General features: G+C 43.8%; 21 protein-coding genes. 2 read left to right on the top strand and 19 right to left on the bottom strand.

Annotated features, from left to right (window positions below; all coding sequences use genetic code 11):
* Nucleotides 1-59: 59 nt before the first annotated feature.
* The 4 genes from ACIFSR_RS17850 to yneA all read right to left on the bottom strand — a co-directional run bounded on the left by ACIFSR_RS17850 (nt 60) and on the right by yneA (nt 3,768).
* The gene (locus tag ACIFSR_RS17850; RefSeq protein ID WP_339202694.1) at nt 60-1,142 is read right to left on the bottom strand and encodes an efflux RND transporter periplasmic adaptor subunit; all 1,083 of its coding nucleotides are present in this window, start codon (nt 1,140-1,142) and stop codon (nt 60-62) included.
* Between the two features lie 26 nt (nt 1,143-1,168).
* Nucleotides 1,169-2,524, bottom strand: a complete 1,356-nt coding sequence (locus ACIFSR_RS17845; protein WP_430058845.1) for an ABC transporter permease — start codon at nt 2,522-2,524, stop codon at nt 1,169-1,171.
* Nucleotides 2,514-3,233: an ABC transporter ATP-binding protein gene (locus ACIFSR_RS17840; protein ID WP_076265809.1), complete on the bottom strand. Its 720-nt coding sequence runs from the start codon at nt 3,231-3,233 to the stop codon at nt 2,514-2,516. Before ACIFSR_RS17840 ends, ACIFSR_RS17845 begins: the two co-directional genes overlap by 11 nt.
* Nucleotides 3,234-3,393: 160 nt before the next feature.
* Entirely contained in the window at nt 3,394-3,768 is a 375-nt protein-coding gene (gene yneA / locus ACIFSR_RS17835) for a cell division suppressor protein YneA (protein ID WP_430058841.1), read from the bottom strand.
* Nucleotides 3,769-3,926: 158 nt separating this feature from the next.
* Here yneA and lexA point away from each other — a divergent pair, with 158 nt between their 5' ends.
* Complete coding sequence (gene lexA, locus ACIFSR_RS17830; protein WP_054024635.1) at nt 3,927-4,547, top strand: transcriptional repressor LexA; 621 nt, start codon at nt 3,927-3,929, stop codon at nt 4,545-4,547.
* Between the two features lie 72 nt (nt 4,548-4,619).
* On the opposite strand, the gene ACIFSR_RS17825 is transcribed toward lexA, so the two are convergent.
* Complete coding sequence (locus ACIFSR_RS17825) at nt 4,620-4,916, bottom strand: GNAT family N-acetyltransferase (protein WP_430058838.1); 297 nt, start codon at nt 4,914-4,916, stop codon at nt 4,620-4,622.
* Nucleotides 4,917-5,022: 106 nt separating this feature from the next.
* Between ACIFSR_RS17825 and ACIFSR_RS17820 the strand changes: the two genes are divergently transcribed.
* Entirely contained in the window at nt 5,023-5,133 is a 111-nt protein-coding gene (locus tag ACIFSR_RS17820; protein ID WP_083681511.1) for a sporulation protein YjcZ, read from the top strand.
* 111 nt (nt 5,134-5,244) lie between these two features.
* Here ACIFSR_RS17820 and ACIFSR_RS17815 read toward each other — a convergent pair whose 3' ends face one another.
* The 14 genes from ACIFSR_RS17815 to mutL all read right to left on the bottom strand — a co-directional run bounded on the left by ACIFSR_RS17815 (nt 5,245) and on the right by mutL (nt 20,889).
* A complete protein-coding gene (locus ACIFSR_RS17815; RefSeq protein ID WP_430058835.1) occupies nt 5,245-5,874 on the bottom strand; it encodes a hypothetical protein in 630 nt (209 codons plus the stop codon).
* Between the two features lie 517 nt (nt 5,875-6,391).
* On the bottom strand, nt 6,392-7,720 hold the full coding sequence (glnA, locus tag ACIFSR_RS17810; RefSeq protein WP_339202707.1) for a type I glutamate--ammonia ligase: 1,329 nt from the start codon (nt 7,718-7,720) through the stop codon (nt 6,392-6,394).
* A 44-nt stretch (nt 7,721-7,764) separates the two neighbouring features.
* Nucleotides 7,765-8,175 (bottom strand): MerR family transcriptional regulator, encoded by a 411-nt coding sequence (locus ACIFSR_RS17805; RefSeq protein ID WP_053376247.1) that lies wholly within the window; start codon nt 8,173-8,175, stop codon nt 7,765-7,767.
* 62 nt (nt 8,176-8,237) lie between these two features.
* Nucleotides 8,238-9,530: an aminotransferase class I/II-fold pyridoxal phosphate-dependent enzyme gene (locus ACIFSR_RS17800; RefSeq protein ID WP_339202711.1), complete on the bottom strand. Its 1,293-nt coding sequence runs from the start codon at nt 9,528-9,530 to the stop codon at nt 8,238-8,240.
* Between the two features lie 92 nt (nt 9,531-9,622).
* Nucleotides 9,623-10,912 carry a GTPase HflX gene (hflX, locus tag ACIFSR_RS17795; RefSeq protein ID WP_339202713.1) on the bottom strand — a complete coding sequence of 430 codons (1,290 nt, stop codon included), beginning with the start codon at nt 10,910-10,912 and terminating at the stop codon, nt 9,623-9,625.
* A gap of 25 nt (nt 10,913-10,937) precedes the next feature.
* Nucleotides 10,938-11,927, bottom strand: coding sequence for an AAA family ATPase (locus ACIFSR_RS17790; protein ID WP_339202714.1), 990 nt, complete (start codon nt 11,925-11,927; stop codon nt 10,938-10,940).
* An 89-nt stretch (nt 11,928-12,016) separates the two neighbouring features.
* Nucleotides 12,017-12,694: a YdcF family protein gene (locus ACIFSR_RS17785; protein WP_430058829.1), complete on the bottom strand. Its 678-nt coding sequence runs from the start codon at nt 12,692-12,694 to the stop codon at nt 12,017-12,019.
* Nucleotides 12,691-13,248 carry a DUF402 domain-containing protein gene (locus ACIFSR_RS17780; RefSeq protein ID WP_076265800.1) on the bottom strand — a complete coding sequence of 186 codons (558 nt, stop codon included), beginning with the start codon at nt 13,246-13,248 and terminating at the stop codon, nt 12,691-12,693. Before ACIFSR_RS17780 ends, ACIFSR_RS17785 begins: the two co-directional genes overlap by 4 nt.
* Before the next feature lie 224 nt (nt 13,249-13,472).
* Nucleotides 13,473-14,111, bottom strand: coding sequence for a peptidylprolyl isomerase (locus ACIFSR_RS17775; protein WP_430058826.1), 639 nt, complete (start codon nt 14,109-14,111; stop codon nt 13,473-13,475).
* Between the two features lie 17 nt (nt 14,112-14,128).
* Nucleotides 14,129-16,609: a PBP1A family penicillin-binding protein gene (locus ACIFSR_RS17770; RefSeq protein ID WP_339202720.1), complete on the bottom strand. Its 2,481-nt coding sequence runs from the start codon at nt 16,607-16,609 to the stop codon at nt 14,129-14,131.
* A 152-nt stretch (nt 16,610-16,761) separates the two neighbouring features.
* Nucleotides 16,762-17,007 (bottom strand): RNA chaperone Hfq, encoded by a 246-nt coding sequence (gene hfq / locus ACIFSR_RS17765; RefSeq protein WP_169081614.1) that lies wholly within the window; start codon nt 17,005-17,007, stop codon nt 16,762-16,764.
* 17 nt (nt 17,008-17,024) lie between these two features.
* Nucleotides 17,025-18,038: a tRNA (adenosine(37)-N6)-dimethylallyltransferase MiaA gene (gene miaA / locus ACIFSR_RS17760; protein ID WP_430058822.1), complete on the bottom strand. Its 1,014-nt coding sequence runs from the start codon at nt 18,036-18,038 to the stop codon at nt 17,025-17,027.
* Nucleotides 18,035-18,811, bottom strand: coding sequence for a class I SAM-dependent methyltransferase (locus ACIFSR_RS17755; RefSeq protein ID WP_430058819.1), 777 nt, complete (start codon nt 18,809-18,811; stop codon nt 18,035-18,037). Before ACIFSR_RS17755 ends, miaA begins: the two co-directional genes overlap by 4 nt.
* Nucleotides 18,808-20,889 carry a DNA mismatch repair endonuclease MutL gene (gene mutL, locus ACIFSR_RS17750; RefSeq protein WP_430058816.1) on the bottom strand — a complete coding sequence of 694 codons (2,082 nt, stop codon included), beginning with the start codon at nt 20,887-20,889 and terminating at the stop codon, nt 18,808-18,810. The genes ACIFSR_RS17755 and mutL overlap by 4 nt, the downstream gene beginning before the upstream one ends.
* Nucleotides 20,890-20,901 lie beyond the last annotated feature (12 nt).

Genomic DNA, 20,901 nt, shown 5'->3' with positions numbered 1-20,901 from the left:
TCAGTTGTCAAGGCAACAGAGCTCATCTCGAATAAAGTAACGACAGACTGAAGCATTCGTTATTGCAAAACAACTTGATCGCCTGGCTTCAATCCTTCAAGCACTTCTGTTTGTTCTGGCGTTTCGAGCCCAATCTTTATTTCTTTACGCTCATATTGACCATTGCCTGTATCGAGCATCACGAAATGTTTATCTTTCTCGCGAATAATCGCAATGGATGGCACTGAAATTGCATTTTCTTTGCGTTCAGTTTCAATAGCACCGCTGAGGCTAAGGCCGGCAATCAAATACTCGTTAGGCTCAAGCACGATTACGACTTCAAATTGTGCGGCTTGATTTAAATTGTTTTGATCCGTTCCTGTTTTTGCAAATTTAGAAACTTTAAGCACTTTGCCTGAAAGATTCAGCTCTTTCATCGCATTCATCTTCACCTTGACCGGCATGCCCGCTTTAATTCGAAACACATCCTGTTCGCCAACTAAGGCGATAAATTGCAATTTGTTCAAGTCAACGACTTTGCCGACATACTCATTGACGGTCAATGCCTGTGGTCGTTTGTTAGGATTATCGAATAAAAAGATTCCCGTTGCTGGTGAACGAAAGCTGGATTCATTAAGCATTTTTTTCTTTTGCTGCAGCTCCTTGGCTTGAATGCTAGCTGTTACTTCATTAACATCCTTCGATAAACGTGCGATTTCTCTTTCAACGAGCACTTTTTTTCGTGCTTCTTCCGTCGACTCCATCGCGGCTGATTCGTCATTCAATTGATTTAGGTAATCGTTTAACTCAGCCTCAAGCTTGCCCTTTCGAAGTACTGCCTCCATTTGCAAAATATCGTTTTGCACGGCCGTCTGATCCAGGTTAAACAGTATATCACCCTTTTTCACCTGCTGCCCATCTTCTACCGCCCACTGTTTAACCTCGGAGCCATAAGGTGCATAGATGAGAGTTTCCTGCTCATACAATGACTTTCCCTTTACTTCAACCGTATTGGCTATCGTTTCGTTCGTCACTTGGAATGTAATTGGCTGAGAATCAGAAACGAATTCTGTTTGCCTTGGAGGATTGCCTATTTTGTATAGTCCAAAACTTATCCCAATAATTATAATACCGATTATTCCCCACTTTATTTTTCTTTTCATATGTAAGCTCCTTCTTCAACCATAAATTAATCGCGCCTAATCGCTGTTAAAGCATCCGTACGTGAAGCGCTTATTGCTGGATAAATACCCGATAGTATACCTGTAGCAAGCGCAAAAGCCATGCCTATTGGAATCGTTATAAATGGAATAAAAATAATGACAGAGTCCGTCTCGCCGGATAAGTTATAAATGAGGGCATTTATACCCCATACAATCCAATACGAGAAAAGTACACCTAACAATCCACCAAGCAATCCGAGCAGTGCTGCCTCGATGATGAACATGTTGCGGATTTGAGCCAAATTCGCACCAAGCACCTTCATTATCCCAATTTGTCTACGTCTCTGATAGGTAGACATCGTCATCGCTACTACGATTGATATCGAAGCTATGATCAGAATAAACACACCAATACCAAGTGCTGCAGCTTTAATGATTTTAAATTCATTTGCGAGCTGTTCCTTCTGCTGTAGATTTGTTCGCGTCGAAACGACTAGTTTCTGCAGCTGCTTCTCTACTTGTTCAATCTTTGCTTGGTTATCTACTTTTACAATAATAGAGTTATAAGCTTCCTGCTCATCATTCCCTAGCTTCAGTTCTTTCTTTAGAAGCTCCGCCGTCTCTAATGAGACATATCCTTTTTTGTCATACATCGACTGCTCATCACTGACTCCAGCTGGCTTCTTGAGCACACCTATTACCCGGAGGGGTCCGCTCAACACGACTTGGCCATCAGGTGAAGTGGAACGAAGCTGTATTTGCTTCTGATATAAGGCTCCTGGCACACGATTTAACTTCTCAAATTGCTGATAAACCGTTTCATCATAGGGATTGGCATCGATTTGCTCTCGAATCTTACGTTTCGACTCTTCATCAATAAATCCCATTGTCGCTCCATAGTTAAGAACGATGGTTCCTAATACATTCGTTGCTTCTCCTTGATTGATGTCATTTCCAAAAGCAGAAAGCATCTCAATATCTGTACCTATAATTTCGGTTTGAATTTGTGAAGTAAGCCCATCTAACGTCATCGTCTCCATATAGTTAAGCTGTTGATATGGTGATGCCGCTTTGACATGTTCGATTTGTCTCATGATGTCAAGCTTTTGCTTGGTTAACTTGCCTTTCTGCAAAGAATCTTCATCAGCCGAAGATGCTCCGCCGCCAGCGTATGCTCCTGTACTCGCTGTTACCGTTATTTCATCCATCTTCAAGTAACTATTCATTTGTTTCTCAATGTAAACTTGAGCAGATTCACCGATACTGAGTGCGATTATAATTGCTGCACATCCAATTGAAATACCCGCAGCGCATAATGCCGTTACAACCTTTCTACGCCTTACCTGATCCCATGATAATCTTGTAATATCACTAATTCTCAATTTGAATTCCCCCCGCAAGCATACTTTCTCGTGCGGCTTCCTGATCCGTTACGAGATAACCATCTCGCAGCGTGATAATTTTTTCCGTTTGTGCTGCTACCTCACGTTCATGGGTTACGATAATAAAGGTAGTATCCATCGTTTTATTCAACTGCTTCAAAATCATAATAATTTCTTCCTCTGTTTTGGTATCCAAATTACCGGTAGGCTCGTCCGCAAAAATAACCGATGGCTCTGTTATCAATGATCTTGCAATACTGACACGCTGTTGTTGTCCTCCCGAGAGCTGCGATGGGAATAACTCTGCTTTATCAGGAATTCCCACCTGCTCTAATAACGAAAGAGCTTTTTTCTTCCGTATTGAAGGATGCATCGATTGAAATACAAGCGGAAGCTCCACATTTTCCCTAACCGTCAAGTTGGCTATCAACTCATACGCTTGAAAAATAAATCCGATATGCTTCCGTCTAAACTCTGCCAAGCGGTTTTCATTCATCGTTACAATATTATGGTCCGCAATAAAGATTTGGCCTTCTGTAGGCTTCATTAAGCCAGCCATTAAGTTCAGTAATGTAGATTTACCGGAACCGGAGCTCCCTAACAACGCAATCATTTCTCCCTTATGTACGTGAAAGCTTATTTTCTGCAGTACAGTGGTCGTTTCATGCCCATTCATAAATGAGTGGGATAACTCTTCAACTCGTAACAAAATAGCATCTCCTTTCAGTCCCCTTTAATAGACGGCAAAACTAAGGGTTAACCCTGCAGTAAACATAAAAAAACTTTCTAAAGTAGTAGATTGGCCAGCATCTACTTTAAATAGAAAGTAATTTTTTGTATGAACTATTGAATTGTAATGGAAAATCAAGCTAAATGCTAGGAATAATTAACTTCTGTCCTGGCTTTATAACTGTTGATTGCAGATCATTCCGATCTTTAATCAAATATACGATATATCTGATATCATGGCTGCCATCTGAAACTTGTTTTGCAATATTCCAGAGTGTATCACCTGATTGCACCCTAATAATTTGTTCTTCCGCGGAAGCGGCTTCGGGAGTATTACTCGAAGCGTATGTTCCCATAAGTAGGAAGCTCGTAAATAATAAAAAAAACACAGCAGTGCAAACGACGAGCTTAACAGTATGACGCTTTATGAAATGCCTAATCAAGCGGTTGACCTTTGTTGCTTTGTTCGTATCTTGTTTATGAATGGTTCTATAAAAACTTGGACTGGTTATCATTTATCAACACCCCAAACGTTTGTTCTGTTTTTAGAATACACGAACAGATGTTTGGTGTCAACGAAAAAATACGAACCTCTGTACTTAAGAACTTATGTTTGTACGAACTCGAGTTCTATGTTATAATTTTTTGCAAACCTACTAATGGAGTGATTGCAGTGTCGAAGATTTCTAACCGACAACATTCAATTCTTGAATTTATTAAGAATGAAGTTCGGGAGAAAGGCTATCCACCCTCCGTTCGAGAAATCGGCGAAGCTGTTGGATTGTTGTCCAGTTCAACCGTTCACGGTCATTTGGACCGTCTAGAGAAAAAAGGTTTAATACGCCGAGATCCTACTAAACCGCGTGCTATTGAAATTTTGGATCAAGAAGGCTCTGATGGCATTATCCCGCTTTCCGTAGCTAGAGTACCTATTGTTGGTAAAGTTACCGCTGGTGTGCCGATTACTGCTACAGAAAATATTGAAGAATATTTCCCGCTTCCTTCCCATTTTGTTGGTGACAGCAGTGTTTTTATATTGAATGTCATGGGCGAGAGTATGATTGAAGCAGGTATTCATGACGGGGATTATGTTATTGTTCGTCAACAGCAAACGGCAAACAATGGTGAGATCGTAGTTGCAATGACTGAGGACGATGAAGCAACAGTCAAAACATTTTACAAAGAGAAAAATCATATTCGTTTGCAGCCGGAAAATTCCACAATGCAGCCTATATTACTTCAAAATGTAACGATTCTAGGTAAAGTCATTGGACTTTTCCGTGATATTCATTAATACCAATTAATATGTACATAAAGAAAAGGCTGAATCAACGATGTTGATTCAGCCTTTTCTTTGGCTATTATTTTAACGATCTTGCTTAAAGGTTTGGTAACGTCTGCCATTCTCATGCCTTTCATCAAAATTCTGATTTGTGAGCTCTCCAATGACATGGGTCCAAAATTGTTGTGCGGGAACATTACGTTCAAGCTGACACAGCTCCCACTCTCCGCTATGCTTTTGTATAACTAGCGTAGCTGCTTGTTTGCCAACACCAGATCTTCTATATTTTCGCATAATAAAAAAATGTGCAAGTAAATTATAGTGTCTGTCATATTCAGTTACTTTTTTGGTTAATGCAAAGCCAGCGATCTTATCGTTCACAGTTACGAAATCATGAATTCATCAGCTAATGACAAACACCCAATCACTATGAATTTATCACGCATAACATACTGTGTATTCAACTCGTAAGGAGGTGCATTGAAAAATGTCCGGTTACGTGGGTGGAGCTTTCTCAAGCTTAGGAATCATCTTAGTATTATTCATTCTACTGGTGATCATTGCTTGCAGTTGCGGCGGCTTTGGCTTCGGATATTAATTCGTATTTGAGCCATTCTTCATATTAACAAAAGAAGATCCATCAAATGGATCTTCTTTTTGCTTTTCATACTCCTTCCAACCATTAATTTGATTTTTAAATGGAGAGATGTTAAATTACACGTTTTCTTAACAGTACGGCTGTTGTTCTTATATTAGAAATTCGTATTAGCTTCTTGCGGTCAAGTTTCGGATAATCATAAAGTAATCCTTCATATACGATTTGCATTTGCTCATGTTTAAGAAAATCATGAGGTGTAACTTGCGCGGATGGTCGTTCCCACAAGTTTATACCACTGCTCCGCATGGCTTCAGCAACAAACTGGGAGCAGAAATACGAATCTGTTGGCTCGATATTAAGCTCAAGCAGTACTCCTAACAATCCGATTAAATTGTATCGGTAATTTTCTTTATTTTTTTCAAACTCACGAATGTATTGAAGCAATGCGGCATGTTGTTTTTCTGATAAAGCAATCTTTAGAAGAACACAGCGCGTATTTGGGAAATATCGAAAGGTTCCAGTATAGACGTTTTCTTTGACAAAGCCAGCGATTAACGGGTTGTTCGCACGTTTACGCCCAAAGCTGTATATATTCTTCAGATTTATATCCAGTGCAAGTGAAGCGTGATTATAGGGTGCACCAGTAAATAATTTGATCAACCGAGTAAACCATGTGCCCGTGTCCGTAAGCAACACATAAATACTGCTATTGGTTTCTTCATCTATTCTAGTTTCTGTCATGCTGCTCACCTCATTTATCGTTGATTATCCAAGTTATAGTTAGGTCGTTTTTGAGTTTAAAATATATGTCACGATTTCGTTTATTAGCTTGGGTTGATTAGCTATTATGAATATAACAACAATATAACCACCCGAATAGTACTAACTCTATGTGGTACTGGCTCTATTCAACCTAAATAAGACCAGCCACAAACACATTATCCATGTGTTGGACTGATCCTATAAAGGTTTATTTTACTAATGACGCATATATTTCATCGACATACAAGCACTAGACCGTAGCTCTTAGACCTGTATACTTTCCTTTAGGAGCGTATTGAGTCCATTGCTTTAAATATATTTGATCTTCTCTAAAACCGTACTCAGCGCATCATAGACGCTGCTGAGCGACTATATAGGCTACTTATCGACATGTGATTAACAAATGCCTGCGCCTTCACTTCATCAGGCTTTATTTCAGCTGTATAACTGAATGTAAAAAAAACCTCAACGCCAGCAGCGTTGAGGTTTTTGAATTTTAGTAAAGTGTCAAGTACTGATCGCGTTCCCATTGGTGAACTTGTGTGCGGTACATATCCCACTCGATTTCTTTAAGTTCGTAGAAATGAGCAAGAGCATGATCACCCAGCGCATCGCAGATGATGTCGCTTCTGAGCATTTCGTCCAGTGCTTCTTTCAAATCAAGCGGTAAGCTCGGGATGCCTGCATCCTGACGCTCTTCCTCTGTCATGATATAGATGTTCCGATCTGTTGGTGCTGGTAAAGGTAGCTTGTTTTGAATGCCGTCAAGACCAGCTCTGAGCATTACAGCAAGTGCCAAATACGGGTTAGCAGCCGGATCTGGATTCCGTACTTCTACACGTGTGCTAAGACCGCGCGAAGCAGGAATACGGATCATTGGCGAGCGGTTGCTTGCAGACCATGCTACATAACAAGGCGCTTCATAACCAGGCACTAGACGTTTATAGGAGTTAATTGTAGGATTCGTAATCGCAGCCATTGCACGCGCATGAAGCAGAATTCCTGCCATGTAATGACGAGCAGCAGTACTTAGGCCAAGTTTGTCCTTCTCATCGTAAAACACGTTTGTATCGCCTTTAAACAACGATTGGTGACAGTGCATACCCGAACCATTCACGCCAAACAACGGTTTAGGCATAAATGAAGCATGCAACCCATGCTCGCGAGCAACTGTTTTTACGACTAGCTTAAATGTTTGAATTTGGTCAGCCGCTTTAATCGCGTCGGCATATTTAAAGTCGATCTCGTGCTGGCCTGGTGCCACTTCATGATGGGATGCTTCAATTTCGAAGCCCATTTCTTCAAGTGTCAAAACGATTTCACGGCGACAGTTTTCACCCATATCCATAGGCGCTAAGTCGAAATAACCGCCTTGGTCATTAAGCTCAGTCGTAGGTTCGCCGCGCTCATCGGTTTTGAACAAGAAAAATTCCGGTTCTGGACCAACGTTCATTGCTGTGTATCCTAGATCTTCTGCTTCCTTCAGTGCACGTTTCAAAATACCGCGCGGATCTCCAGCGAATGGCGTTCCGTCTGGCATGTAAATATCACAGATCAAGCGAGCAACACGATCTTGAGTTACCCATGGGAATACAACCCATGTATCAAGATCAGGATACAGATACATATCTGATTCTTCAATACGTACATAACCTTCGATAGAAGAACCATCGAACATCATTTTGTTATCCAACGCTTTTTCAAGCTGGCTTACAGGAATTTCAACATTTTTAATTGTTCCGAGCAAATCCGTAAATTGCAAACGAATAAATCGAACATTTTGTTCCTGTGCTATACGTCTAATATCGTCTTTAGTGTAACTCACAGAATCATCTCCTTAGTTTGCGAAGCAATAGTTATCATGTTAAATTAGCGCTTATTTAAGAAACGAGTCAATTGTCCTTGAATTAGCGAAGCTTGTCCAGGTCTTTTCTCCAGCAATTGCTGTTTAAGCAGTCGGTGAAGCTGCTGATCGGATAGCTCACGGCGCTTCACTTCCGATTGCTCACTGACAATTGTCGCATCATCAGATTCCTTGGATACAGGATTCATTACTTGCTTAATGCCGGCGATATTAACGCCCTTCTCAATTAACGATTTAATTTCCAAAAGCCGTTCTACGTCATTAAATGAAAATAACCGCTGATTGCCTGCTGTTCTTGCAGGAACGATTAGTTCATGCTGCTCGTAATAACGGATTTGGCGGGCTGTTAAATCCGTCAGCTTCATAACGATGCCGATGGGAAATAAGGCCATATTTCTGCGAATATCATCAGCCATGTCGCATCAACCTTCCAGTCGCTCTTTTATATGTTCATTCTAACCGTTACAACGCAAATGTGTCAAGTTATGTAAGGTTTAATCACAATTAAACCACTGTCTACAAGGCGATATAATGCGGTTAAAACACCATATTTAGCGTGAGCATACGTCAGTCCACCCTGCATATATGCAATGTAAGGTTCGCGTATTGGAGCATCAGCTGATAGCTCTAAACTGCCTCCTTGAATGAACGTTCCTGCCGCCATAATGACAGCATTCTCATATCCAGGCATGTCCCAAGGCTCGGGAACCACATGCGAATCAACAGCAGCTGCCTGCTGTATCCCTTGAACAAAAGCGATTAAATGATCAGCTTGTCCAAAACGAACCGCTTGGATGAGATCTGTACGCGGCTCATTCCATCTCGGTTTTGTTTCGAACCCAAGCTCTTCAAATAAAGCAGCAGCAAGCACACTTCCTTTGATCGCTTGTCCGACTAAATGAGGGGCTAAAAATAAACCTTGGAACATGGAGCGAAGCGTGCCTAACATTGCGCCTACCTCGCCGCCGATGCCCGGAGCAGTCAAGCGGTAAGCAGCAGCTTCGACGGCAAAAGCTTTCCCGGCAATATAGCCCCCCGTTTCAGCTAAGCCCCCGCCTGGGTTTTTGATAAGCGAGCCTGCCATCAAATCTACTCCAACTTGAGTAGGCTCGAGCAGCTCTGTAAATTCACCATAACAATTGTCCACAAAAACAATCAGGTCCGGCTTTATTGCTTTTACCCTATTTACGATAGTTTCAATCTCCGAAACGGTAAATGAAGCTCTCCAATCGTAACCACGCGAGCGCTGAATACCGATGACCTTCGTTTTTTCCGAGATCGCTTGCTCAATTTGAGCCCAGTCCAATCCACCATCCTCAAGGAGCGCTACCTCAGAATATTTCACGCCCCAATCCTGCAAGGAGCCCATGCCGTCTCCAGGCTTCCCGATAACTTTATGCAGCGTATCGTAAGGTCTTCCCGTAACGTACAGGAGCTCATCCCCAGGGCGCAGCACTCCAAATAAGGCACAGCTGATTGTATGTGTTCCAGAAACGAAATGCGGCCTAACAATAGCCGCTTCCGCTCCCATTACCTCTGCGTAAACAAGATCAAGTATTTCACGTCCGCGATCATTATAGCCATATCCCGTTGAACCGGTAAAATGAAAATCGCTTACTTTGTGATGTTGAAACGCTTCTATGACCTTCCACTGATTCCGCTCAGCTATCTTGTCAATGCTGCGAAAAGCTTCTGAGGCAAGCACCTCGGACTGCTCTGCTAGCTGCTCTAGGTGCTCCCATAGTCTTTGGTTTACATGTTGCCTGTTCATTATGATATCTTCTCCTTAAATTTTGCATAGCAAAATCACTTCGTAAGCATATGCCTAAGTTTTGCGCAGCAAAACTACTTCGCAAGCAAACCCTACTCAATATATTGTTTCAAACGATGACCGTGCTGCTCGTATTCCTGCTTACTCACATGAACGGTTAGTCGTAAGCTTTCTTCATTCACTTCTTGATTGATAACCTCACCGCTTCGATAAGCAAGTGCGATCAAATCTCCTCGCTCTGCTGGTACGTTAAAGATTACTACGTCTCCGCTGAGCTTATCTTGCACGGTTTGCTTTAACAGCTCTAGATCCCCAGCATCATACGCGCTAATGACAAGATTATCGCCGCTAGTAATCGGCAAATCTGCTAAAGAACCGTTATTTACACACATATCCTTCTTATTGTAGACCATAATATAGGGTTTATCCGCAGCGCCAAGCTCACCTAATATTTTGTTAACGACTGCAATTTGCTCATCCCGCATTGGAGAGCTGCTATCGATGACATGAAGCACTAGATCAGCTTCGCACACCTCTTCTAACGTCGCCCGAAATGCTGCTACAAGATCTGTCGGCAAGTTTTGAATAAAACCTACCGTATCTGTAAGTATAATTTCTCGGCCATTTGGCAGCTCAAGTGTTCTTGAGGTGGGATCAAGCGTTGCGAACAATTGATTTTCTACATACACATCTGCATGAGTAAGCTCGCGAAGCAGTGTCGATTTCCCGGCATTCGTATAGCCAACAAGAGCTACTTGAATGGCGCCGGATTTTTTGCGACGCTCGCGATGCAGTTTACGGTGGCGGACAACCTCATCAAGCACCGTCTTCAGGTCAAAAATCCGATCACGAATATGACGGCGATCCGTCTCGAGTTTCGTTTCACCTGGACCGCGGGTACCAATGCCTCCGCCAAGCCGTGACAAGTTTTTACTTTGTCCAGATAGACGTGGCAAAAGATAGCTGAGCTGCGCCAGCTCAACCTGAATAATACCTTCGCGCGTTTTGGCACGACCTGCGAAAATATCCAAAATCAACTGGGTACGGTCAACGATTTTCAAATCCAGTGATTCTTCCAAATTACGAACCTGAGCGCCGGACAGCTCTTGATCAAATATAGCCGTTGTAGCGCCCAGTTCATCAGCTAGAGCCTTAACCTCTTGAACTTTTCCTTTGCCGATAAACCATTTGGAATCGACGGTTTCTTTGTTTTGCGTAATAGTCGTCAGCACTTCAACCCCTGCTGTTTCCGTCAGCTGTACAAGCTCCTGTAGCGATAGCTCGGGGTCTCCGCCTTTCCGCTTGTCTTTTGACGTAACTAAGCTAATCAGAATCGCTTTTTCAATCATGTTCGTATTCGTATCGAATGTTATCTCGCTCATCTCATACTCCTTCTAAACTACGCAATCATATTGGTTTCGTGTCCCACTTTAAATCATCTGGTCTAATCGTCATTAATTCCTGCTTTGCGGGAACGGAACTGGCATACTGCGTAAGCAAACGAACGGCCTGAAACCTGATCGCTTTCTCTATCACATTTCGAACATACCTGGCATTGCTGAACGAGAACATAGTGTTTAGCTTTTCCTGCATTAAATGCTGTCTTAGTTTAAATATGGTCTGAGGCTGCAATATATAATCACGGTCCTTAGCCATGAGCTCACTAATCTGAATCAGTTGATCAACCGAATAATCTGGAAACTCAATTTGGATCGGAAAACGTGACGGCAATCCTGGATTTGTGAGCAAAAAATCGTCGATTTCGGCAGGATAACCCGCGAGTATGAGCACAAAATGATTTTTGTGATCCTCCATTGCTTTTACAAGCGTATCGATTGCTTCCTTGCCAAAATCTTTTTCCCCGCCCCGAGCTAGACTGTACGCTTCATCAACAAACAACACGCCGCCGATTGCTTTTCGAACGAGATCTCGCGTCTTCTGAGCGGTATGTCCAATATATTCGCCAACAAGATCAGCTCGCTCCACTTCAATCAAATGTCCTTTGGTGAGTACACCCATCTTTTGAAACAGCTTCGCGACGATGCGGGCGATTGTTGTTTTCCCTGTCCCTGGATTGCCTTTAAAAATCATATGATACACATGAGAGCCGCCAAATAATCCTGCTTCAGAACGCATTCGGCTAATATAAAGCAACGCATATATTTCGTACACAAGAGATTTCACATTGTCCATGCCAATCATCGGTTCAAGCTCTTTCTGAATGTCAGCATAATGATCGACGCCCGGCAGCGGCTTCACTGCAGGCAACGGTTCTGTCTCTAAAGCAGGAGCAGAGGCCCCAGTCTGAAATGTTTCTTGCGTTCTTAGGACCACATTGATTTGACGGGAAGGCCTTGCAGTGCCATTGCCGGATCCCGATTTGACGTGTCCACTCATCTGTGGCATCACCTATCCTTTGCTTCGAAAGCTGTAGCGGCTAACCGCACTACAAGTTTATTCTACTTTGCAGCAGCATATTAGCAGATTTACAGCTTCGAATCGGAAGAGTGAAATCCGAGACTAAGCAATAAAGAGTCGAGCTTCCACTTTGTAAAAGCTAGTACTTCACGCGACTCATTATAGACAGGATTTAGCACCTTTGATTTTGTACCAGTGACTTGAAACTGAACAAAATCAAGCTTTTTGGCTATCTCCGTTGATCTTGCAGCATGATAATCATGGGTGATGACAATTAGTGTTGACAGGCCTTGGTGCTCTGCGATCTTCTTGCTGAATTCAAGATTTTCGTACGTGCTGGTCGCCTTATTTTCTAGCAACAGCTTGTCAGCTGAAATACCTTTTGTTATGAGATAGTCTCTCATACCCTCGGCTTCTGTTTTCTTTGAACCGTTGCCATCCAATCCACCTGTCAAAATAAGCTTGTCTACCGTACCCGCCTTGTATAATTGCCAAGCAAGGTCAAGCCGTTCCTTCAGTGCTGGACTTGGCACATCATTCCACAAAGCAGCACCAAGAACGATGCCTGCATCCGATGGAACAAGTGGCTTATTCGTATCGAAACCATTAATTAACCACAGTAAATATCCACACCAGAACACGCCTGCACATATTAACCAGGCAACAACACGAAACAAGAGCAGCCACGGTCGCTTTTTCTTCGATCTTCTGCGCGGGCTGCTCCTTGAGACGGTTGCCTTCCTCATGATTCGCTTAATTCCCCGGTTTTTGCAAGCAAGCTCTTGCGATGCTTAAGGCTCAGCGTAAAATACCGGAACCGTCCGTTTCGTATGCTCGATAATAATTTCCCTGCTGTTTTGCGTGCAAGTGCAACATCCTTGCCATTAACATCACCTTGCCTTAAGGCATCCTCTAGCTCATCCTCGTCCATGAGAAATACCTCGCCGCTAGGCAGCACAACCACATCCAAATATAAATCATCGAACCAAGGCACCTGCTGATCGGTTAAGCCTTGCGTTTTGCAAACATCGATATACCATTGCACGACGCGTCCCTTGTCATCAAACATCGTCGTGACGACAAAATGCTCGCCTCTTGGAAAATGCTGCATCCACAAGTATCCACGATCTGCCAAACATAATCTACGTCCGTTATATTCCTTCCATAACGGCTCACGCAATTCATGAATCCGGTAAAACGTCACGAGACCTTTGAACTCTTCACCGTCCAGCGCTAGGCACGTATAGCTCTTACGCAAGATACGCCGCCAGTTAGCTCGGTCTGAAAATTTTCTCTTCATACGGAACGTACCCTTCCGTTCATTTGGGAAAAGCTCGCAAGCAACCTGCTCAGCTCTTCTTGGCTTTGTTTACACAACGAACATTTTGCGACCAACGACAGTTGAAATTTACCTATAAAAAAAGATTACCATAACTTAACGTCCATCTCCAGCCGACAGCCAAAATAAACCAAGCTCTTTGCGATAAAATAAAAAGAATACCGCCCCGAAAGGCGGTATTCCTCTTATTGCTCAACGATTTCAATCGAATCAATGACGATATTTTCAGTTGGCAAGTTGTTTTTCAAAGGCGTCTTCGAAATGGCTTTTACAACATCCATGCCACTCTCCACCTTGCCGAATATCGTATAATTAGGCTCGCGGTTTAAATTTGCAGCATCAGGTCCTGTGCAAATAAAAAATTGGCTGCCTCCCGAATTAGGCTTGCTTGCGTTTGCCATCGCGACAATTCCTTCTTCGTATTTCATTTCCGAACTTAGTTCATCTGGAATCGAATAACCTGGAGTACCGTATCCGTTTCCTTTTGGATCTCCGCCTTGAATCATGAAAGACTCAATAATACGGTGAAAAGTTAATCCATCGTAAAAGCCTTCTCTAGCGAGAAAAACAAAATTGTTCACCGTTACCGGCGCGTCTTCCGTAAACAGCTTGACTGTAAAATCTCCTTTAGTCGTTTTAAACTTTGCTAAGTACGACTTGTCGAGATCAATCTGCATATCAGGCATCTTGTCCCAGTTCATCAACTTGGCTGAAGCTGAAGCACTATCCCTTCCTGAACCATCATTGCCGCAGCCAGCTATAACCATAACTGCTGCGACAACAATGATTAAATACAAGAATGGTGCTCTCTTTCTATTCGCCATTGCTAACCACCCGTTTCTTACGTATTGCCGCCGGTTTCAGTATTTCCTAGAGCATTGTTGCTGTTGTTCGTATTTGTGCCAGTGCTTGGAGTTGGCGTCGGTGTTGGTTCACCCGTCCCATTTCCTGATCCTGGCGGTTCAGTTGTTCCTGGATCTGTACCATCAGTTGGAGGCAGCGTCGGTTCTCCATCACCGCCTTCTACTGGAGGTGTGGGCTCTCCTCCGTCTGGCTCATCTGGATTCGGCTCCATTGGCACATCCGGATTCACTTCTGTTTCCGGAATGCTGATCTTAACTTTTTGAGATGGAGCACTTTCCATATCCTGCTCAGCATCATAAGCCACAACATAATATTCATAGGTCATTCCCGGGAATGCACTCATATCATCTACCCCTGTGGAAGTGAGCGAGTCTACGAAGCGGATGAAGTCACTTTCTGAAGCTTCCTTGCGGTAAACCTGATAAGTGACCTTTCCATCTTGATACGGATCCCACGACAATTGAACCTTCATTTCTTCTGGAATAAATACTGCTTTAAAATTTGTTATCGTTGCCGGCGGTTTATTTTCTTTAATGCCTTGCGGTTTCTTAAAGCTTGACTTCGCTACATCCTTCATTGCAGGTTTCATAACCTTGGAGAACATGGAAGCCGCTTGACTGCTGCCCGTTTTAAGGATATGTTCCACATTTGTCTTATCGTATCCCATCCATACGGCTGCTGTCCACTCCGGCGTGTAGCCAACAAACCAGGCATCCCGGATACCCGAGCCTTTGTAGCCTGGAATACCATGCTGCGTAGTACCTGTTTTACCTGCCAATGGACGATCAATTGCTGCTCTTGTACCCGTACCGCCCTTTTGTACGACCGTCTGCATCATCTCGGTCAAATAATAGGCAGTGCTTTCAGACATGAGCTGCTTAGAAGGTGGAGCTTTATATTCGTATTTATAATTATTTTTGCCTTCAATCTTCGAAATCGCATGAGGATCAACAGATCTGCCGCCGTTCGCAAACACGCTATAAGCTGTTGCCATTTGCATAGGCGTTGCACCTTTGGACAAGCCCCCAAGAGCAGCTGTTAAATTACGATCATCTTTCTCAAGCTCGATGCCAAGCTTGCTTGAAAAAGCAAACCCTTGCTTCAAGCCTACTTGATTCAGCATCCAAACGGAGGCAAGATTTCGAGAATCCTTAATCGCCTGCTGCATCGTAACTGCAGTTGCTCCCCATCTATCCGTTGGGCAATAGCTGCCGTAACATTTCTTGTCATTTGCAAGTACAGTCCATGGATAATACTTGCCTGTTTCAAGAGCAGGACCGTAAGAGATAATCGGTTTGAAAGCTGAACCTGGCTGGCGAGGAACCTCTACCCGGTTAAGTCCCTTTTTCACGTAATCTCTGCCGCCTGTTAAAGCTTGAATCGTGCCATCGCGGTGATCAATAATGATCATTGCGCCTTGCACCTGTTGGTCATCCTTGCTCTTCTCAAAGTTGTCATCATCGTTAAACTGTGTATCCATCGTATCCTGTGCTTGCGGGTTTAGCGACGTATAAATCCGGAAACCTCCGATCCGAAGCTCTTCCTCGGATTTCCCAGTCTTCTCCATCGCTTCTTCAACCACATAATCAATAAATGCTGGATACTTTTCGGTATTTCTTTCTTCATGATTTTTAGGGATTTCATACACGACCGCTTTCGCTTCTGCCATCTCTGCTGCCGTAATCAAGCCTTGATCGTACATAAGCTTAAGCACGACTGCTCTCCTGTTCATCGAATCCTCAGGATGATTTATTGGATTGTAGCGGTTCGGCGCTTTCGGCATAGCGGCAATAGTAGCAATCTGCCAAAGCTCCAGCTTATCAAGATCAGTGTCGAAATAATACTTGGCTGCTTCCTTAACGCCATGTACTCTCTTGCCAAAAAATATTCGATTCAAATACATCGTTAATATTTGTTCCTTGGACATTTTGTGCTCAAGCGCTACCGCAATAGAGGCTTCCGTTGCTTTACGGAAAAACGTCTTATCCGCGGTTAGAAATACGTTTTTGGCAAGCTGCTGGGTAATCGTACTTGCTCCCTCAACAGCGCTGCGAGCGATAACGTCCTTCACAACAGCACGTCCGATAGCAAAAAAATCGATTCCTGAATGCTCATAGAAACGTTGGTCCTCTGTTGCAACAATAGCATCAAGCAATTGCTTTGGAATTTCCGAAAATTCAGCAATCTCACGATTTTCATTGGGATCGGACAATCGTGAAATTTCATTGCCATTCACATCATAAATGATGGATGCTTCACCCATAGTCAGCTTGTTCGCATTTTCAGTCAGAACTCGTTCACCGTTCAACACGATAAGCAAGTATCCGATCAAGCCGCATACGATGGCGATTACAGCAGTGAAAAATAATCCATAAAACCATTTCTTTCCTGATATCTTCTTTTTCTTCTTTTGTTTAGAAGTTTTAGGTGCAGTTGTTTTGCTTGGTCGTTCAGCCATAGCCGACTCCCCTCCTGTTGTTCAATTGTCTGTCTAATCTAGTTTTACCACAAAATGAAAAGAGCAACCCAGCTTGGAGCGGGGTTGCTCTTGCCTGCCGCTATCTAGTTAAACGAGACACGTTATAAGAAAGTTTCACTAACTGATTAAGCCTATGAATCGGAGCCGTTATGATCCTGCTGCATAAGAGAAACATTCCGCTGCGGGGTGAACGTCGAAATAGCATGTTTGTATACCATTTGTTGACGACCTTCGCTGTCGATGATAATCGTGAAATTATCGAACGCTTTAATAACGCCCCGAATTTGGAAGCCATTCATTAAAAAAACCGTAACCGGTATGTTGTCTTTGCGAAGCTGATTCAGGAACGTATCTTGAATATTGATCGATTTGTTCATTGGACGTTACCCCCGTCTTAAAAAGATTGATTAGAAGTATATTCAAGATTAACTTGAAACTTTCCTGCTATTATATCATGAACAGATTGCAAATTGTTGTGAAAATTTTCCCCCATATCAATCCAATGAATGTCTTTCATATGACGGAACCAGGAAAGCTGGCGTTTTGCAAACCTTCTCGTATCTCTTTTCAGTAGCTCTACCGCTGCTTCCAATGAGCATTCTCCCTGTAAATATTGTGCAATCTCTTTGTAGCCAAGACCCTGCATAGCAACTGCTGCAGGCGGCAAATCTCTCTCAAGTAGGCGCCTCACCTCATCTACTAAACCTAGCTTCATCATCTCATCTATCCGCAGCTCTATTCTACGATACAACTCCGCACGGTCCATAGTCAAACCGATGATGCAAAGCTCGTATGGAGATACCTTAGTTTGACCGGCTTGCTGATCGGAGAAGGTTTGTCCAGTCATGTGATAAACTTCCAGCGCGCGGATGACGCGCCGCATATCATTTGGGTGCAATCTCTGCCCTGCTGGAGGGTCAATGGCAGCTAAACGCGCATGCAAAGCTTCTGCGCCAAATTCAGCCGCATAATGCTCTTGCTCTTGCCGGAATGCAGTGTCTGAACCAATTTCAGCAAACTGAAACTGATAACAAACGGACTCCACATATAAGCCAGTACCTCCAACGATAAACGGCAGCTTTTCTCGCTCCGATATTTCCGCGATCGCCTTCGTTGCTCCTGCTTGAAAATCAGCAGCAGAATACGCTTCGTCCGGCTCACAAATGTCAATAAGGTGATGAGGAATGCCTTCTCGCTCTTCAAGTCCGATTTTGGCAGTACCAATGTCCATGCCGCGATAAACCTGCATGGAATCGCCTGAGATGATCTCTGCATTCCAAGCTTTTGCAATATCTAAACTCATTCGTGTCTTGCCTACAGCTGTAGGACCAATGAGGACTAGCAAAGGCTGCTTGCGAATCGGATGCCCTTCTTGATCTAACTCCGTATTGTTTATTTCTTCATTCAAAGCTTTATCACTCCATATGCAATTTTCGAAGTATTCACATGCTTGCGTTCAAATCCGAGCCTAGCAAATTCACCGCTAGCTTGATGCTCCTTTAGAACTACGCTTTTCCTGGCAACACGCTTCGCTTGTTCAATCACTTCGTCCGACAAAGCGTCCATATTTGCAATGCCGCGAAGCGGCTCCATCGAGCTGGATTCGTTAATCGGTTTCCGAAACATAGGGTCAAAATAAACGATATCAACACTATTGTCAGGCAATTCTTTTAAGTAATCCAAATGATTCATGCACTTCATGTCAATACGTCTCATTGCCTCATTCACATCAGGAAGGCTTGTCTCATAACCTGCTAGACCCTCTCGAACGATAGCGCATAAGATGGGCTGGCTCTCAATCGCTGTAACAGCTCCTTTAGGTCCAGAGGCATATGAAAATACAAGTGAATCCGACGCAAGACCTGCTGTGCAATCAATGATTTGATCCCCTTCCAAACATCCCGAAAGTTGGATAAGAGGATCTGTTTCACCGCGCCGAAGCCGTTTTACCCGCACATATGCCATGCTGGGGTGAAAATAAAGCGGCGTCTCTGATTGTCCGTCATAATAACGAACCTCTTCTTCGGTTACGACGATTAACTGACTGTCATCGCTTAACGATAATAGTTTGTTAACCGTTAAGTTTCCGCGTGCTTTGAGCGAAGCGGCTAGCTCTTCAGAAAGCCGGCTTGCTTGCTCCAAAGCCCGTTCTGAAGGCTTTGCCGTTGTTGTAACAATCAAGACATCACCCGCTTGAACATTTTTTCGAGCTGATAGGTCGATAGATGCACGATGATTGGACGGCCATGCGGACAAGTATAGGGCTGTTTGCAGTTTGCAAGCCTTGTCAAGAGTGTCTCGCCTTCCTCACGGTTCATACGATCATTTGCTTTAATGGAGGCTTTGCATGCGCACATAATGGCCGCCTTTTCCCTAAGCTTTCCGATATCAATCGTTTTTCGCTCGGAGATGAGCAGTTCTGCCATTTCCTCAAGCAAGGATTGCTCCTCGCCTTGAGGCATCCATTCCGGGTAGGAACGAACGAGAAACGTTTGAGGACCGAAGGACTCCAGCTCCACGCCTGCTTGCGCGAACATAGGAATAAGGTCTTTTAATTGCATCGCTTCTCCTGCTGTAAATTCCAGTGTTAAAGGAACAAGCAATTGTTGGCTAGCCGCCTCAGGATTTCCGAATTTTTGAAAGAAATATTCGTAATTGATCCGTTCATGCGCAGCATGCTGATCGATTAAATAAAGACCATCCTCCGACTGCGCTACGATGTAGGTGCCGTGGTGCTGTCCAATCCAGTGGAGCTCAGGAAAGGAAGGTTGATCCTCTACTGTTTCTTCTTCTGTTGGCAGCTCGGCGATCATAGCTTGAACTACTGGCGCCTGCGCCTCATTAAAAAGGTTCTCTTGCGGTACATCCGTCTGGTAAGCTCGAGCCTCAGCGAATTCAAGGGTCACAGCTGCTTCTTGAGCAGCGTTCTGTAACGAAGCAGTGTCTAAGGCTGTTTCAAGTGATTTTAGATTAGAATCCGAATCATTAGATGCTTGCTCCATATGCGCGGGAGCTTCACGGACGGTAAAGTTATCAATAGGAAACGTTGGAGGAGGAGCATAAAGCTTCTCTGCCGCATTCCTAGGAACATATTCCCGATCAATAACCGGTGGCTTGTAAGGCGTCGATGACGTCTTATTTGTCGTTGTTGGTTGGTAAGGCTTAAACGATTCCGCCATGGGCTCAGGGCGATGGAAAGAAATCGCATCTTGAACGAACAATGGTTTTGAACGCTCCAATTTATTGCTTGATTCTGGGCCCGGAATATGCCGCTGGCGACCTAACACCGCTTTAATCGCATCCTCTATCATCGTACGAAGCTCCGGTTCTTTACTGAACCTGACCTCCATTTTGGATGGATGAACGTTTACGTCGAGCAAGCTTGGATGCATCCCTATTTCTAATATCGCAAGCGGAAAACGATTGATCGGCAGCAGCGTATGATAAGCCTGCAGCAAAGACTGATTAATCGTATGACTGCGAATGTAACGTCCATTAACGATTGCAGTAATTCCATTTCGATTCGCACGTGTGAGCTCCGGTTTCGAGATATAGCCACTCAGCTCGTAATCTGAAGTTTCTGCTTCGATCTTGAGCATCACCTTCGCTGTATTTGAGCCATAAACGGCCGCAATGACTTGAAGTCGATCGCCAGTTCCGAGCGTACGAAGCAGTACATTTCCATTATGCTTGAACGTAAATGCTATGCCCGGATGAGCAAGTGCGATGCGGTTAATATAGTCGGAAATATGTCCTAGCTCCGTCTGAATTGCCTTCATATATTTAAGGCGTGCAGGTGTATTATAAAATAAATCCCGCACGGTCATTTCTGTGCCCTGCGGCGCATTTGCTGGTTCATCAATGGTAACCTTGCCGCCCTCTATCACAATCCTGCGAGCAAGTCCTGTCGACGTTTCAGAAGACGTGCACTGCAGCCTCGAAACAGCTGCGATACTTGGCAGCGCTTCTCCGCGAAAGCCAAGGCTCGCAATACGGAACAAGTCGCTTGCTGTAGAGATTTTGCTCGTCGCATGCCGCTGAAATGCGGTTACGATATCGGCTGCCTCTATGCCGTAGCCATTGTCGATGACCTTTATAAGCGATAAGCCGCCTTCTTCAATCATAATATCGACCGTTGTACTGCCAGCGTCTACCGCATTTTCAACAAGCTCTTTGACGACTGCAGCAGGCCGCTCTACCACTTCTCCTGCGGCTATTTGGTTGGCTAACTGCTCGTCCAATATATTAATTTTTGCCATGACGTTGTTGTT

Source organism: Paenibacillus sp. NRS-1760 (assembly GCF_050467785.1).
Lineage (GTDB): Bacteria > Bacillota > Bacilli > Paenibacillales > Paenibacillaceae > Pristimantibacillus.
This window is presented reverse-complemented; position numbering and strand designations above follow the sequence as displayed.